Consider the following 15209-nt stretch of genomic DNA (forward strand, 5'->3'; position numbering starts at 1 on the left):
CTGGTCTAGACAACCGGACAACGAATTGAAAATTGATATGATCCTATCTTCCGGATAGGAAATATCTATGATCAAGCGATCCCACATCCGCCAGTTCCTGGCGCTGGTCGAAGCGGAATCCTTCACCGTCGGGGCAAGCCGGATCCATGTAACACAGCCAACGCTTTCGGCCGGCATTGCGGATCTCGAACGGATCGTCGGAGCCAAGCTGTTCCTGCGCAGCAAGCGCCGCGTCAGGCTGACAGAAGCCGGGCAGCGTTTTCTGATCCTTGCCCGCGACATCGATCAGAACTTCAGGAAGGCGGACCGGTTCAGCAAGCGAACGATCGAACGCTGGCCGGACCTGCGCATCGGCCTGATCAGGACGCTTGGCAGCGAGATGATGGAGGCGCTTGTGGCGCCGCTTTCATCGCGCTTCTCGATCGAGATAACCGAGGGCTCCGATGCGGAATTGCGCAGTTTGCGGAGCAAGGATCGGCTCGATGCGATTGTCACCACGAAACGAGAGGCCGACACCGAAGAACAGACGATAACGCTGGTTCGCGAACCCTATGCGATGTTCGTGTCCGACAATCATCCGCTGGCGAACGAGCAACAGGTCGAGCCCGAAAGGCTGGCGGGGGAAACGATGATCGCCCGTCGCAACTGCGAGATTCTGCGCGAGACCAGCCAGTTCTTTACCAGGCACGGAGTCCGCCCCAAATTCGCGATGCGGAGCGAGAATGACGACTGGTGCATGAGACTGGTCGCTGCTGGCGTCGGAATAACGACGGCACCCTTGTCGCTGCGGGTGGAGAGAACGACACCCATTGCGGTGAGCGGCTATGATTTCAATCGCACCATCGCCATGATGTTTTCCGCGCAATTTGCCGATTCAAAAATGCGCGAAGAACTGGCGGCGCATATAGGCACGGCCGAAAATCAGCTGTGAGTGTACATCCAATCGCGAGCAACGCAGGGAAGCACGTCGGCCTGGAAAGCCCGATGATGGAGAAAGTGGGACGAAGTTCGAATTCGAAGCCAACGGCCTCAAGCAGCAAAGCGTCAGGCCAGCAAATACTGGCGGAGAGTTCGGGACGAAGTTCGAACTCGGAGCCAACGGCCTCAAGCAGCAAAGCGTTAGGCCAGCAAATAATGGCGGAGAGGGTGGGATTCGAACCCACGTTACGGTTGCCCGTAAACCGCATTTCGAGTGCGGCGCATTCGACCTCTCTGCCACCTCTCCGCGATGGGTCAGCGCATCGATTCGCAAAGCAAATCCGACACACCGGTCGATTGGAGGGCGGGCCATTAGCCCGAAGCGAAACGCTGCACAAGCCCTGGTGCTTGTGCGCCGCCGCGAAATACCTAGATTGAAGCCATGACCCGGCTTTTCTCCACGAGCGATTCGCTCGAAACGGGCGTTCCCATGCCTCCTGTCGCGCATGCGCGCTTTTCCATCGGCGAAGTGGTTCGGCACCGCCTGTTCGATTTTCGCGGCGTGATCTTCGATGTCGACCCGGTCTTCGCGAACAGCGAGGAATGGTATGAGGCGATTCCCGAAGATGCCCGCCCGGCCAAGGACCAGCCCTTTTACCATATCCTCGCCGAGAATATGGATTCGACCTATGTCGCTTATGTCAGCCAGCAGAATCTGGAAGTCGACGAAAGCGATGAGCCGGTCGATCATCCGGCGATCGGCGGCCTGTTCGATCGCATTTCCGACGGCCGTTACCGGTTGAAGAGCGTGCACCGCCACTAAGGCACGCGCCGATCGACAATTTCGGGGCATTTCCTCCGCGTGGGTGGTTGACTTGCCCAGACCTTTCGCTTACCCGCCGCCTTCCTCCTGCGGAGACCCATGTCTTCGCGGGCACATGCAGTTTGAAGAAGAGAAAAACCGATGTTCGCAGTGGTGCGCACGGGCGGCAAGCAGTATCGCGTTGCCGCAGGAGACAAGATCGTTGTCGAGAAGCTCGACGGTGAGGCCGGTTCGTCGGTCACGCTGGACGACGTGCTGCTCGCCGGCGAAGGCAGCGAATTGAAGCCGACCGACGGTCTGACCGTTTCGGCCGAGATCATCGCGCAGGCCAAGGGCGAGAAGGTCATCGTCTTCAAGAAGCGCCGCCGCCATAACTATCGCCGCAAGAACGGCCATCGCCAGCAGCACACGATCCTGAAGATCGTTGCGATCGGCGAGGAAAAGAAGAAAGCCGCCAAGGCAAAGAAGGCCGATGCCGCTCCGGAAACGGATGCGCCGGCCGCCGAAGCCTGAGCCGCAACTGAGATCTGAGGAGTAGTCACTCATGGCACATAAGAAAGCAGGCGGTTCGTCGCGCAACGGTCGCGATTCGGAATCCAAGCGCCTTGGCGTGAAGAAGTTCGGTGGCGAAGCTGTCGTCGCCGGCAACATTCTCGTGCGCCAGCGCGGCACGAAATTCTATCCGGGCACGAATGTCGGTATCGGCAAGGACCATACCCTGTTCGCGCTCACCGACGGCCGTGTCTCGTTCAAGCAAGGCAAGCTTGGCCGCAAGTTTATTTCGGTAGACGCGATGGCGGAAGCCGCCGAGTAACATCGGGCGACCAACCGGGTTGCCCACCAGGGCAGACCCGGGTTCGGCACGCGAACCAGACCAAAAAAGGGAGACGGGTCCGCCCCGGCTCCCTTTTTTCATGCTCCCTCCCCTGCGGATTGCAACCGGCGCGTCACGGCGATGCGTCAAGTGCGCCGCATCGCCTGAGGAGAGTCGACATGTTCGTGCGTACACGCAGACTGATGTTGCGGCCCGGCTGGATCGAGGACGCACCCGAGCTTACCCGCGCCATGGCACATGAGCGTGTCGTGAAGAATATCTCGCGGGCGCCATGGCCCTATCGGCTGAGCGATGCCGAGGAGTTTCTGCGCGGCTGGACCGATCCGATGCTGACGCGCTTCCTGATCGTCGCGCATGAAGGCGGCGCGACACCGATTGTCGGCATGATCGGCGTCGAAGCACGCGATGACGGCACGCATGAAATGGGATATTGGCTCACGCCCGATGCCTGGGGCCGCGGCTATGCCACCGAAGCGGGCCATGGCGTGCTGGCTGCGGTCCGCACCATGGGCGTGCGGCACGTCGCGGCGGCCCATTATCTCGACAATCCTGCGTCGGGAAAGGTGCTGCGCAAGCTGGGCTTCCGGCCGACCGGCGAAGTGCGCAACGTGCATTCGCGCGGGCGCGGGACCGAATCCCCCTGCGCCTATTATACGCGCGATCTCAACGAAGCGCGGGCATCGGGCGATGATCCGGATGACGATGTTCGCATGGCGGCATGACAGCGCCGCCATGCCGGATCACCGATTGATCGCTGCCATGAACTCGTCGCGAAGCTGCGCCACCAGCTTTGCGGCGGGCATGGCACGGGATAGCGGCGCCCCCTGCCCCGCCCATTGCACACCGAAACCCGCCTCGCCGCTTGCTTTGGCTGCGGCATTGAGCGCCTTTCCTGCGTCATAGGCGCGCGGATAATCTGGCGGCGTCACCCCGGACAGCTGGGTTTCGAGTGCGGTGAAACGATTGGCCAATGCCCGGGCAGGACGACCCGAAATCAATCGGGTCATCCGGCTGTGGTGCGCCGCGCTGCTTATCAGGGCGGCGCGATAGGCGTCATCGGCAGCGGATTCGGGACAGGCAATGAAGGCAGTGCCCAATTGTGCCGCAACAGCGCCCAGCGCGCGTGCGGCGGCAATCCCGGCTCCATCCATGATTCCACCGGCGGCAATGATCGGCAGTTCGAAGTCGCGCACCAGCAGCCGCGTCAGCGCCATCGTCCCCAGTGCGTCATCGCGACTATCGGGATCGAATATGCCGCGATGCCCGCCCGCTTCGATCCCCTGTGCAACCAGGGCATCGATGCCGCAATCGCGCGCACGTTTCGCTTCGGCAAGGCTGGTGACGGTGGCGAGCAGGAACATGCCTGCCTGTCTGAGCGCTGCGATCACTGCCGCGTCGGGCAGTCCGAAGTGGAAGCTGACAATCGGAGGCCGCAACGCGAGCAGCATCCGCACCATCGCCGGATCATCGGCAAAGCTGTTGTAGATGGTGCGCAATTGCGCCGGCGGTTCGGCACCGAACTCGGCAAAGACCGGCGCCAGGGCCGCCAGCCAGGCCGTTTCACGCTGCGCATCGGTCCGCGGCGTCGCGTGGACGAAGAAATTGACGTTGAAAGAACCGCCCGTGCGCGCCCGCACTGCAGCGATCATCGCCGCAGCGCCATCGGCATCGGTGGCGCCAACGCCGATCGACCCCAAGGCGCCCGCTTCGGAAACCTGCGACGCCAGTTCCGGCGTCGACACCCCGGCCATCGGCGCCTGCACCAGCGGCACGGTCAAACCGAAACGGTCGAGAAAATCCATGGGACGCTATCTGGTAACGCCCCATGGACCGCGCAAGCGCCGGCCGATCAGGCAGTGGCGGCATCCGGCAACATGGCGTCGGCATAGTCGCTTTCCGCCTTGCCGATCAGCGCGCGATCATCGTGTTTCCAAGGGTGGAAACCGGGGAGGAAAAAGGCGAAATACTGGCCCAGCACCTTGCGGCCCATGCCCGGATTGCCGAACACATAGCGGAACACGCGCCAGCCGACCCGCGGACCCGTCAGGCCGTCCTGCCGCAGCAATTCCATGATCCCGCGCTTGCGGCCGCCCAGGAATCGCCAGGTGGTAAACAACATCACCTTCGCGCGGACCCGCCAGCGCCGCCACCCGCTCCAGTCGCGGGTTGCGTGCAGCCAGGTGTCATAGGCGACGCCCTTGTGCTCGATTTCCTCGATCGCATGCCAGCGCCACAATTTGGCGGCTTCGGCATCGGCGCCTTCCAGATAGCGCGGATCGGCAAGCAGCTCGTGCGCGAGGATCGCCGTGAAATGCTCAAGGCACATGGTGGCCGCCAGGCTGGCAATCGCGGGATGCGCTTTGGTGAGATCGATCTGATCCTGCACATCCGCTTCGAGCAAGCTGATATCATAGCCCTCGCCCGTAACATGCCGGTTGAACGCGACATGCTCGCGCGTGTGCATCACTTCCTGTTTGGTGAAGGCAGCGATTTCGGCCTGCAGGCGCGGCGGCGTGCCTTCGCGGAACTTGCGCACGCTGTCGATGAAAAAGCCCTCGCCCTTGGGAAAGGTGACCGAAAGCGCGTTGAAAAAGGCGGTCGCGACCGGATCGCCGTTCAGCCACCAGCGACGCTGGGCGATACCGCGTCCGAAGCGGCGGTCGCGCGGCGTGATCGAAAGATCGGCCGGGGTTTTTGCTTTCACCACGATAATCCTCCAGGAATGTTTCGAACCGGAAAATGGGTTTTACTTACAACAATGTCAACAGTGAGAAAACGGCTCTCGCCGGAGGAATCGCGCGACCTGGCGCTGGAAGCCGCACGTGATTTGCTGATCGAGGCGGGGCCCCAGGCTGTGACGTTGAAGGCAGTCGCGGGACGCATCGGGCGCACCCACGCCAATCTGCTGCACCATTTCGGTTCCGCCGCCGGGCTCCAGCAGGCGCTGGCCGAGAGCATCGCGAAAAGCGTCACCGCCAGCGTCAGCGAAGCGATCGCCCGGGCACGCGCAAGCGACCAGAATCCGCGCGAAGTCGTCGATCTGACGTTCGACGCATTCGACAAACAGGGCGCCGGGGCGCTCGCCAGCTGGATGATCCTGTCGGGGAATCGGGACGCACTCGATCCCATTCTCGAAGCGATTCATCGGCTGGTGGACATGATCGCAAAGGATTTATCCGGCGACGAACCGGCGCTTCGCAAGGAAACGCTGCATCTGGTGCTGATGGCGCTAGGCGATGCGTTGCTGGGAGAGGCAATGGCGACTGCGCTGGGGCTTTCCCGGGGTACCGCGCGGGAGATCGCAACCGACTCGCTGCTGGCCGCGCCGCTGCTGGGCGGGAAGGACGAACAAGCCACCCCCTAGCCCTTTGGCGCGTTCCCGCCTACATCGCGCGCCATGCATTTTCTGGATCAGGCAAAGATTTATGTCCGGTCGGGCCATGGCGGCCCGGGATCGGTTAGCTTTCGCCGCGAAAAATTCATCGAATACGGTGGCCCTGACGGCGGTGACGGCGGCAAGGGCGGCGATATTATTTTCGAAGCCGTGCCCGGGCTCAATACGCTGATCGATTTCCGGTACACCCAGCATTTTCGCGCGCAACGCGGCAAGGGCGGATCGGGATCGAACAAGACCGGCGCAGGCGGCGACGATCTTGTGATCAAATTGCCGGTGGGCACGCAGATCCTGGCCGATGACGAGGAACGCAGCGTGCTGGTGGACCTGACCAAGGTTGGCCAGCGTGTCGTCTTCCTGCGCGGCGGTGATGGCGGGCGCGGCAATGCCAGCTACAAGACCAGCACCAATCGCGCGCCGCGCCAGCACGGCACCGGATGGCCGGGCGAGGAAGCCTGGGTGTGGCTCAGGCTGAAGCTGCTTGCCGATGCGGGACTGGTCGGTCTGCCCAACGCCGGCAAATCGACCTTCATCAACGCTGTCACCAATGCCAAGGCGAAGGTCGGCGAATATGCCTTTACGACCACGCGCCCGCAATTGGGCGTGGTCAGCCACAAGGGGCGCGAATTCGTGATCGCCGACATTCCCGGCCTGATCGAAGGCGCCGCCGATGGTGCGGGCATCGGCGACCGGTTTCTGGGCCATATCGAACGCTGCCGCGTGCTTCTCCACCTGGTCGATGCGAATGGCGAGGATGTCGGCGAAGCCTATCGCGTGGTTCGCGAGGAACTGGAAGCCTATGGCGCCGGTTTGATGGAAAAGCCGCAGGTGATCGCGCTCAACAAGACCGATCTGCTCGACGAGGAACTGATTGCCGCGATGGCGGCGGAACTTCGCGAAGCCAGCGGCGCTGAGGTATTGCCGATCTCCGGCGCGACGGGCGCCGGCGTTCAGGCCGTGCTCGACAAGCTGATCGAAGCGATCGGCTCCGCCGATTCCAGCCTTCCGGCTGTTGCCCAACCCGATGAAGAGGATGACGAACCGCGCCAATGGTCGCCACTAGCATGATTGAAAACGCCGAACGTTTCTCCCCTGCCCGCTGTGCGCGGCTGATCATAAAGGTCGGCTCGGCGCTGCTGGTCGGCCCGGATGATGAGGTCCGGCGCGACTGGCTGGTTACGCTGACCGCCGATATTGCCGAACGGATGCGCGCCGGCCAGCAGATCGCCGTGGTAAGCTCGGGCGCGATCGCGCTGGGTGCGCGACGGCTGGGCCTGCCGGGCGGCGGGCGCAACAGCCTGGAAGACGCGCAGGCATCGGCCGCGCGCGGCCAGATCGCGCTGGCACAGGTATGGGCCGGCGTGCTCGACAATGAAAAGCTTCAGGCGGCGCAGGTACTGGTGACGCTTGGCGATCTTGAGGATCGGCGGCGCTATCTCAACGCTTCCGCGACGCTCGACCGGCTGTTGTCGCTGGGCGTCATTCCGATCATCAACGAAAACGACACGGTAGCGACCGAGCGCATTCGCTTCGGCGACAATGACCGGCTGGCGGCACGCGTCGCGCAAGCGGCCGAAGCCGATGGCGTCATCCTGCTGTCGGATATCGACGGCCTCTATGACAGCAATCCGCACAGCAATCCCGACGCGAAGCTGATCCCGACCGTCCCCCAGATCGACGCGAAAATCCAGGCGATGGCCGACACGAAATCTTCGTCCGGCATGGGTTCGGGCGGCATGGTTTCGAAGATCGAAGCCGCCAAGATCGCCGCAAGCGCGGGCATCGACCTGGCGATCATCAGCGGCCATGCCGATCATGCGCTGAAAAACTTCTTCGACACGGGGCATGGCACGGTCTTCTATGGCGAAGGCACCCATGGCGCGCGCAAGGCATGGCTGGCCGGCGGTCTGACCGAGGAAGGCATCATCACCATCGATACCGGCGCCGTCGCGGCGTTGAAGAACGGCAAGAGCCTGCTTCCGGCGGGCGCGCTGCGGATCGAAGGCGATTTCAGCCGCGGCGATCTCGTTTCGATCGTCGATACCAAGGGCGCGAAAGTGGCGCGCGGGCTGGTCGAATATGACTATGCCGACGCATGTCGCATCGTCGGCCGCCGCAGCGAGGATGTGGCCGCGATCCTGGGCTATGCGCCGCGATCCGCACTGGTGCATCGCAGCCATATGGCGGTGCTGTGACGACAATTGCGCTGACCGGCGGAACCGGGTTTGTCGGCGGCAAGCTGATCGATCTGGCGCTGGAACAGGGCATTACGGTTCGCGCGCTTACCCGGCGCGATCAGCGCGCACGGGACGGTGTTACCTGGGTGCCGGGGTCGCTCGACGATATCGCTTCGCTGACCGAGCTCGCTCGGGGCGCCGACGCCGTGATCCATGTCGCCGGCGTCGTGAACGCACCAAGCCGCGAAGGCTTCGCGAAAGGCAATATCGAAGGCGTCGCGAACATGATCGCCGCCGCAAAAGCCACCGGCGTCACGCGCTTCGTGCATGTTTCCTCACTGGCATCTCGCGAGCCGCAGCTTTCGACCTATGGCTGGTCGAAGGCCGAGGGCGACAAGCTGGTCCACGCATCGGAGCTCGACTGGACGATCGTCCGGCCGCCCGCAATTTACGGGCCGGGCGATTATGAGATGCTCGAACTGTTCAAGCTCGCTGCCAGGGGACTGGCGCTGACCCCGCCGCGCGGCCGCATGTCGGCAATCGAAGTCAGCGATCTCGGACGGTTGCTGCTCGCACTGACCAAAGCCGAGGGCATGGGCGGCATGACATTCGATGCCGATGACGGACGCCCGGGCGGGTGGAGCCATGGCGAATTTGCGCAGGCGATCGGTGTGGCGGTGGGTAAAAAGATACGTGTCATCGCCCTGCCCCGCGCGATCATGATGCTGGCGGCGCGCGGCGACAGGATGTTCCGCGGCGCCAAGGCCAAGCTGACACCCGACCGCGTCGATTATTTCTGCCATGAGAACTGGGTGATCGACGCCGACAAGCGCCCGCCCGCACAATTATGGCAGCCGCAGGTTGCAACGCCCGACGGGCTGGCCGCAACGGCGGCATGGTATCGCACGCGTGGCCTGCTATAGGAGTGCCCATCTACGCCTAAAGGCCGCCGCATTTGCTTGGCACGGACGGCAAAGGGCAATTCAAGGAAACACTGTGAGCGACCGTCAGGAAGTTTTCGAAACCGTCAAAGCGCAGATCGAACCGTTCAACAAGAAGGGCGTCGCGCTGACCGACAGCACCACCTTTGCAGGCGATCTCGAATGGGACAGCCTGACCGTGATGGATTTCGTCGCGGCGATCGAGGATGAATTCGACATCCTGATCACGATGAACATGCAGGCCGAAATCGAAACGGTCGGCCAGCTGGTCGATGCCGTGGAAAAGCTGAAGCAGGGTTAGAACAGAAACCTCCGTTTGCCCTGAGTAGCCATTGAGCGAAGTCGAAATGGCATATCGAAGGGCGCTTCGATACAGGGCTTCGTCAAGCTCAGCCCTTACTCAGCACGAACGGGTATAAGGACATAAAATAGTGACCGACGCGATGCAGACCGCCGACGCGCCCTCCGTCCCGGAAGGCGCGAAGCCTGACCTGATGAGCAAATTCGACGGCCTGATCGCCGAGCGCCAGGCATTGCTCGACAGCGGCGTCACCGATCCGTTCGCGATCGTGATGGAACAGGTGAAATCGCCCACCGAGGCGGTGATCAAGGGCAAGGACACGATCCTGCTCGGCACCTATAATTATATGGGTATGACCTTCGATCCCGACGTCATCGCGGCGGGGCACAAGGCGCTCGACACGTTCGGCAGCGGCACCAATGGCAGCCGCATGCTCAACGGCACGTTCCAGGACCATATGGAAGTCGAGCAGGCACTGCGCGACTTTTACGGCACGACCGGCGCGATCGTGTTCTCGACCGGATACATGGCCAATCTGGGCATGATTTCGACGCTCGCCGGCAAGGGCGATTACATCATCCTCGACGCCGACAGCCACGCCAGCATCTATGACGGGTGCAAGCAGGGCTATGCCGAAATCGTCCGTTTCCGCCACAACAGCGTCGAGGATCTCGACAAGCGCCTGGGCCGCCTGCCCGCCGATGCCGGCAAGCTGGTCGTACTCGAAGGCGTCTATTCGATGCTCGGCGACGTCGCCCCGCTCAAGGAAATGGTCGCGGTTGCGAAGAAGCACGGCGCGATGGTGCTTTCCGACGAAGCGCATTCGATGGGTTTTTACGGCCCCAATGGCCGCGGCGTCTATGAAGCGCAGGGCTGCGAAGGCGATGTCGACTTCATCGTCGGCACCTTTTCCAAATCGGTCGGCACGGTGGGCGGCTTCTGCGTGTCGAACCATCCGAAGTTCGAAGCGATCCGCTTCGCCTGCCGCCCCTATATCTTTACTGCGTCGCTGCCGCCCAGCGTGGTCGCTACCGCGACGGCATCGATCCGCAAGCTGATGACCGCGCATGAAAAGCGCGAGCGGCTTTGGTCCAATGCGCGCACGGTGCATTCGGGGCTCAAGGAAATGGGCTTCAAGCTCGGCACCGAAACCGCCGAAAGCGCGATCATCGCCGTCATCCTGACCGATCAGACACAGGCAGTGATGATGTGGCAGGCGCTGCTGGAGGCCGGCCTCTACGTCAACATGGCGCGCCCGCCAGCGACTCCTGCCGGCACCTTCCTGCTGCGTTGTTCGCTCTGTGCGGAACATACGCCCGAACAGGTCGAACAGATTCTGGCGATGTTCCGCAGCGCCGGCACCGCAATCGGCGTGATCGGCTGATTCCGGCAAGAGCTTTTCAGGCGAGTCAGCTGCCTCTAGGGTCCCTGTCGTCATGAGCGATACCGATGAGGGAAGCACGGGTCGACGCGTGAACTGGCGGCTGGTGCTGCTGGCGCTGTTCACGCTGCTCGGCACCGGCATCTTCGTCGCGCTGCTGACGCTGCAGATGCGCAGCACCGAACAGCGCGACGTCGCGCTGGCGCGGCAGGCGCATACCTATGAAGTGATCATCCGTGCGACGACTCTGTCGGGCCAGATCGGCCGGGCCGAGGCTGCACTCGGGCGCTATGTGGTCAGCGGCGATACCCGCATCGGCCAGCAATATAGCGAAGAATGGCGCAAGGCATCGGATCAGATCGATCGGCTGTCTTCGATGACCGCCGACAATATGGTCCAGCGGCGCCAGATCGATTCGCTGCGCGAAGCCTTTCAGCGGCGCGGCGACGAACTGGCCGAAACCGCCGCCTATTCGGTGCATCATCGCAACGCCGACGCGCTGGGCAAATTCTATGCGGTCAGCGAAAGCGCGGCGCTGCGCGACCTGAGCAACCGGCTGACGCGGATTATCGATCACGAACGCGTGCTGCTTGTCCAGCGGTCGCAGGCGCTGGCGGCATCCAACCAGCATGCGAGCCAGGTGACACAGACGCTTGCCGGTTTCGGGATCGTGATCGTGCTGGGTGCGATCATTCTTGGCTGGCTGACGGTTCAGGCGATCAGCGATCGCGCAGCGTCCGATGCGGAAGCATCGGGCGAGCGCGCGCGTGCCGCCGAACTCGAACAGGCGGTGTCGGAAGCGACCGAGCGACTGCGCGCGGAGGCACGCGAACGCGAAGAGACCGAGGCTCAGCTGAGACAGGCCCAGAAGATGGAAGCCGTAGGCCAGCTTACCGGTGGAATCGCGCATGATTTCAATAATATGCTGGCAGTTGTTCTGGGCGGACTGGAACTTGCCAAACGCCATCTGCGCAACGGCGGAAAAGACGCGCAACGCCATATCGAAAACGCCATGGAAGGTGCCAACCGCGCCGCCGCGCTGACCCGTCGCCTGCTCGCCTTTTCGCGATCCGAGCCCGTCCTGCCCGAGGCGGTAGCGCCCGACGCGCTGGTTTCGGGCATGTCGGACCTGCTCGATCGCACGCTGGGCGATGGAATCGCGATTACGACCCGGGCCGATTCGGACGGGTGGACGATCTGGGTCGATCGCCATCAGCTGGAAAATGCGATCCTGAACCTCGCCGTCAACGCCCGCGACGCAATGGACGGGCGCGGCGACCTGACCATTGCCACCGGCGCCGTGACGCTGGAGCGCAACAGGATCGGCAGGCTGGCCGCAGGCGATTATGCCACCATCGCCGTCACCGACACCGGCACGGGAATGACTCCACAGGTGCTGGAGCGGGTTTTCGAGCCCTTCTTCACCACCAAGCCGGCGGGCAAGGGCACCGGGCTGGGTCTCAGTCAGATTTTCGGTTTCACGCGCCAGTCGGGCGGCGATGTCGAAATCCGCAGCGCGCCGGGCGAAGGAACCACCGTCACGCTCTATCTGCCGCGGCATCTGGGCGACGCATTGCCGGCAAGCGGCAAGATCGAAAGCGATCTGGAAACGCCCGAACATGCGTTCGACATTCTGGTCGTGGAGGATGATCCGCGCGTGCTTGCCGCCACGGTCGGCGCGCTGACCGAACTGGGCCACCGGCCCGTGGGGTGCGATGATCCGCAAAAGGCGGCAGACCTGCTGAAAGCGATGGAATCGCTGGACCTGGTGCTTTCCGACGTGCTGATGCCCGGCCAGACGGGACCCGAAATGGTCGCCGCGCTGGGCGATCGGATTGCCGGCACGCCGGTTCTGTTCGTCACCGGATTTGCCGGTGAGATCGATGCCGCGCAGTTCGGGCGGCACCCCGTGCTGCGCAAACCCTTCACGCTGGCGGGGCTGCAACATGCCGTGGATGAAGCGGTGCGTGCGCGCCACGAGACGCAATTGCATGCCGATGGCGCAACATAGCGCAACTTCCCGCCATGGCCCCGATTATACGGATGACGGCGGCACACACCGCCGGTATAGCCGTTCCCCTCACCGGCGCGTTGCGTCCTGTCTGTCGATTTACCGAAGGTTCCGCTGACATCGCATGAAATCGATCGACCGCTATATGGCGCGACTGATCGCGGTGCCGCTGATTGCAAATCTTGTAATCGCGTCGATGCTGCTGGTGCTCGATCGGATCCGCATTCTGCTCGACTTCGTCGCGACCGAAGGCGGTCCGGTGAGCGTCGTCTGGGAAATGCTGGCCAATCTGCTGCCCGAATATCTCGGCCTCGGCATACCCATCGGGCTGTTGCTCGGCATCCTACTGGCATTTCGTCGCCTCTCCACCAGTTCGGAACTCGATGTCATGCGCGCCGTGGGCATGGGCTATGGGCGGATGTTGCGCGTGCCCTATATGTTCGCGATCGGGCTGGCGCTGGTGAACTTCGCGATCGTCGGTTTCGTCCAGCCAAAGGCGCGCTACGGATACGAACAGCTGCGCTACGAACTGCGCTCGGGCGCATTGGGCGCTTCGATCAAGGTCGGCGAATTCACCAGTTTCGGCGACAAGATGACGCTGCGCATCGAAAAGAGCGAGGATAGCGGGCACAAGCTGTCGGGCATCTTCGTCCATGCAGTGCCGCATGCCGGCGAATGGCTGGCGGTTACCGCCGAACGCGGACAATTTCTGCGCACCGACGATCCCGACGTCATCATCTTTCGGCTAACCAACGGCACGCTGACTCAGAAATCCAAGGATTCGCCCGTCCCGCGCGTGCTGACTTTCACCGCGCATGACCTGCCGATAGATCTGCCGAAATTCGAGACTTTCCGAAGCAGGGGCGGTCGCAACCTCGAACTGACCCTGCCCGAATTGCTGGCAACGGGGCACGACCCCCAGGTCAGTCAGGAGGACCGCAACACCAGCCGCGCCGCGCTGCATTTCCGGCTGGTCGAAGTGGCGACGATGCTGTTGCTGCCGATGCTCGCGGCGGCGCTGGGCATTCCCCCGAAGCGATCGACATCGGCGCTCGGCGTCTTCCTGTCGATCGTGATGATCGTGACCTATCACAAGGTCAACGAATATGGGGAGTCGATCGGCAGCCTGGGTCTGGTCGACCCGATCGTCGCGCTGTGGGTGCCGTTCGTGATCTTCGCATCATTGGTGATCTGGATGTATTATACCGTCGCTTACGTGCCGGGCGGACAGCCGATCGGCGCGCTTGAAAAGGTGTTTGCCAAAATCGGCAAATCGATCGCCAGGCTGTGGCCCGGGGCGCGGAGGAAGTCCGCGTGACCGCGAGCAATTTCTTCCCCTCGCGCACCATGTCGCTCTACATGGCGCGTATGTTCCTGGTCCGCAGCTTCGCGGTGCTCGCGGGCCTGGTGCTGATCCTGCAGACGCTCGATCTTCTCAGCGAATCGGGTCGCATCCTGGCCGATCCGGCCAATGGCGACGCGGAAATCTGGCGCTATGTCAGCCTGCGGACGCCGCAGATCATTGCCACCTTCCTGCCCTTTTCGGTGCTGCTGGGAACGGTGATCACGTTGATGACGCTCAACCAGAACAGCGAAGTGATCGCGATGAAGGCCTCGGGCCTTTCCGCCCATCAGGTGCTGGCACCGCTGATCGTCGCCGGATTGCTGGTTGCGGGAATTTCCTTTGCGTTCAACGAACGGATCGTCGCACGCGCCAGCGCCACGTTGGATCAATGGAAAAAGGTCGATTACGGCACGATGCCGATCGATCGCGGCGACCGCGCCAATGTGTGGGTGCGATCCGAAAACAATCTGATCGAAGTCGACCAGATCCGCGGCAAGGGCAATGCCGCGCATCTCTATGGAATCACCGTCTACGAACGTAGCGGGGAAAATCTCCGGTCGATCCTGATGGCGAATGAAGGCGTGCGCGACGGCGATGGCTGGCAAGTGAGCGGCGCGCGCCGGTTCGACATCGCGAGCGGCACGGTGACGCCGCTGGGAACGCTGACGCTGGCCAGGGGCGTGACGCCCGATCAGTTCACGCTTTCGTCGGTCGATGCCGACGGGCTTTCCTTTTTCGAACTGCGCAACGCCATTCAGGAACTGCGCGCGGTCGGTCGTCCCACCAAAGCGCTGGAGGGCAGTTTGTGGCACAAGCTGTCGGGGCCGCTATCGGCCGTGCTGATGCCGCTGCTGGGCGCGGTGGCCGCATTTGGCGTCGCGCGATCGGGCAAGCTCTTTCTCCGTGCCGTAGTCGGCATGGCGCTCGGCTTCCTTTATTTCATGGCCGATAATTTCGCGATCGCGATGGGCAATCTGGGTGCCTATCCGCCGTTTCTGGCGGCATGGGCGCCCTTCATGCTGTTCCTGATGATCGGCGAAGCGCTGTTGCTCAAGACCGAGGAATAGGCGGGAGCGAAACGCC

At 62.8% G+C, this 15209-nt stretch carries 16 protein-coding genes and 1 tRNA gene; 14 read left to right on the forward strand and 3 right to left on the reverse strand.

What is annotated here, in order from left to right; translation table 11 throughout:
• The first annotated feature begins 67 nt into the window (after positions 1-67).
• Positions 68-931 carry a LysR family transcriptional regulator gene (locus tag DKB74_RS05630; protein ID WP_109807184.1) on the forward strand — a complete coding sequence of 288 codons (864 nt, stop codon included), beginning with the start codon at positions 68-70 and terminating at the stop codon, positions 929-931.
• Positions 932-1135: 204 nt separating this feature from the next.
• Here DKB74_RS05630 and DKB74_RS05635 read toward each other — a convergent pair.
• Positions 1136-1225, reverse strand: a tRNA-Ser gene (locus tag DKB74_RS05635).
• 135 nt (positions 1226-1360) lie between these two features.
• On the opposite strand from DKB74_RS05635, the gene hspQ reads away from it, so the two are divergent.
• The 4 genes from hspQ (at position 1361) to DKB74_RS05655 (ending at position 3298) form a co-directional block, all read left to right on the forward strand.
• The gene (gene hspQ, locus DKB74_RS05640; protein WP_109807185.1) at positions 1361-1741 is read left to right on the forward strand and encodes a heat shock protein HspQ; all 381 of its coding nucleotides are present in this window, start codon (positions 1361-1363) and stop codon (positions 1739-1741) included.
• A 141-nt stretch (positions 1742-1882) separates the two neighbouring features.
• The gene (gene rplU / locus DKB74_RS05645; RefSeq protein ID WP_109807186.1) at positions 1883-2254 is read left to right on the forward strand and encodes a 50S ribosomal protein L21; all 372 of its coding nucleotides are present in this window, start codon (positions 1883-1885) and stop codon (positions 2252-2254) included.
• 31 nt (positions 2255-2285) lie between these two features.
• Positions 2286-2555 carry a 50S ribosomal protein L27 gene (gene rpmA, locus DKB74_RS05650; protein WP_109807187.1) on the forward strand — a complete coding sequence of 90 codons (270 nt, stop codon included), beginning with the start codon at positions 2286-2288 and terminating at the stop codon, positions 2553-2555.
• A gap of 179 nt (positions 2556-2734) precedes the next feature.
• Complete coding sequence (locus tag DKB74_RS05655; RefSeq protein WP_109807188.1) at positions 2735-3298, forward strand: GNAT family N-acetyltransferase; 564 nt, start codon at positions 2735-2737, stop codon at positions 3296-3298.
• Between the two features lie 18 nt (positions 3299-3316).
• Here the strand turns inward: DKB74_RS05655 and DKB74_RS05660 are convergent, their stop codons facing one another.
• Together DKB74_RS05660 and DKB74_RS05665 are read right to left on the reverse strand one after the other, a co-directional pair.
• On the reverse strand, positions 3317-4378 hold the full coding sequence (locus tag DKB74_RS05660; RefSeq protein ID WP_109807189.1) for an NAD(P)H-dependent flavin oxidoreductase: 1062 nt from the start codon (positions 4376-4378) through the stop codon (positions 3317-3319).
• A gap of 47 nt (positions 4379-4425) precedes the next feature.
• Complete coding sequence (locus DKB74_RS05665) at positions 4426-5283, reverse strand: metal-dependent hydrolase (RefSeq protein WP_109807190.1); 858 nt, start codon at positions 5281-5283, stop codon at positions 4426-4428.
• 51 nt (positions 5284-5334) lie between these two features.
• On the opposite strand from DKB74_RS05665, the gene DKB74_RS05670 reads away from it, so the two are divergent.
• The 9 genes from DKB74_RS05670 to lptG all read left to right on the forward strand — a co-directional run bounded on the left by DKB74_RS05670 (position 5335) and on the right by lptG (position 15193).
• Positions 5335-5940 carry a TetR/AcrR family transcriptional regulator gene (locus tag DKB74_RS05670; protein ID WP_109807191.1) on the forward strand — a complete coding sequence of 202 codons (606 nt, stop codon included), beginning with the start codon at positions 5335-5337 and terminating at the stop codon, positions 5938-5940.
• Between the two features lie 33 nt (positions 5941-5973).
• A complete protein-coding gene (gene obgE / locus DKB74_RS05675; RefSeq protein WP_109807192.1) occupies positions 5974-7038 on the forward strand; it encodes a GTPase ObgE in 1065 nt (354 codons plus the stop codon).
• Positions 7020-8165 (forward strand): glutamate 5-kinase, encoded by a 1146-nt coding sequence (proB, locus tag DKB74_RS05680; protein ID WP_109807193.1) that lies wholly within the window; start codon positions 7020-7022, stop codon positions 8163-8165. Before obgE ends, proB begins: the two co-directional genes overlap by 19 nt.
• Positions 8162-9070, forward strand: a complete 909-nt coding sequence (locus DKB74_RS05685) for an NAD-dependent epimerase/dehydratase family protein (protein WP_109807194.1) — start codon at positions 8162-8164, stop codon at positions 9068-9070. Before proB ends, DKB74_RS05685 begins: the two co-directional genes overlap by 4 nt.
• A 73-nt stretch (positions 9071-9143) precedes the next feature.
• Positions 9144-9389 carry an acyl carrier protein gene (locus DKB74_RS05690; protein WP_109807195.1) on the forward strand — a complete coding sequence of 82 codons (246 nt, stop codon included), beginning with the start codon at positions 9144-9146 and terminating at the stop codon, positions 9387-9389.
• 142 nt (positions 9390-9531) lie between these two features.
• A complete protein-coding gene (spt, locus tag DKB74_RS05695) occupies positions 9532-10773 on the forward strand; it encodes a serine palmitoyltransferase (RefSeq protein WP_109807649.1) in 1242 nt (413 codons plus the stop codon).
• Positions 10774-10825: 52 nt separating this feature from the next.
• The gene (locus DKB74_RS05700; protein WP_109807196.1) at positions 10826-12781 is read left to right on the forward strand and encodes an ATP-binding protein; all 1956 of its coding nucleotides are present in this window, start codon (positions 10826-10828) and stop codon (positions 12779-12781) included.
• Positions 12782-12905: 124 nt separating this feature from the next.
• A complete protein-coding gene (lptF, locus tag DKB74_RS05705) occupies positions 12906-14099 on the forward strand; it encodes an LPS export ABC transporter permease LptF (protein ID WP_193504391.1) in 1194 nt (397 codons plus the stop codon).
• Positions 14096-15193, forward strand: coding sequence for an LPS export ABC transporter permease LptG (gene lptG / locus DKB74_RS05710; RefSeq protein WP_338062883.1), 1098 nt, complete (start codon positions 14096-14098; stop codon positions 15191-15193). Before lptF ends, lptG begins: the two co-directional genes overlap by 4 nt.
• The last annotated feature ends 16 nt before the right edge of the window (positions 15194-15209 follow it).

Source organism: Stakelama portus (assembly GCF_003171655.1).
Classification (GTDB): Bacteria; Pseudomonadota; Alphaproteobacteria; order Sphingomonadales; family Sphingomonadaceae; genus Sphingomonas; species Sphingomonas portus.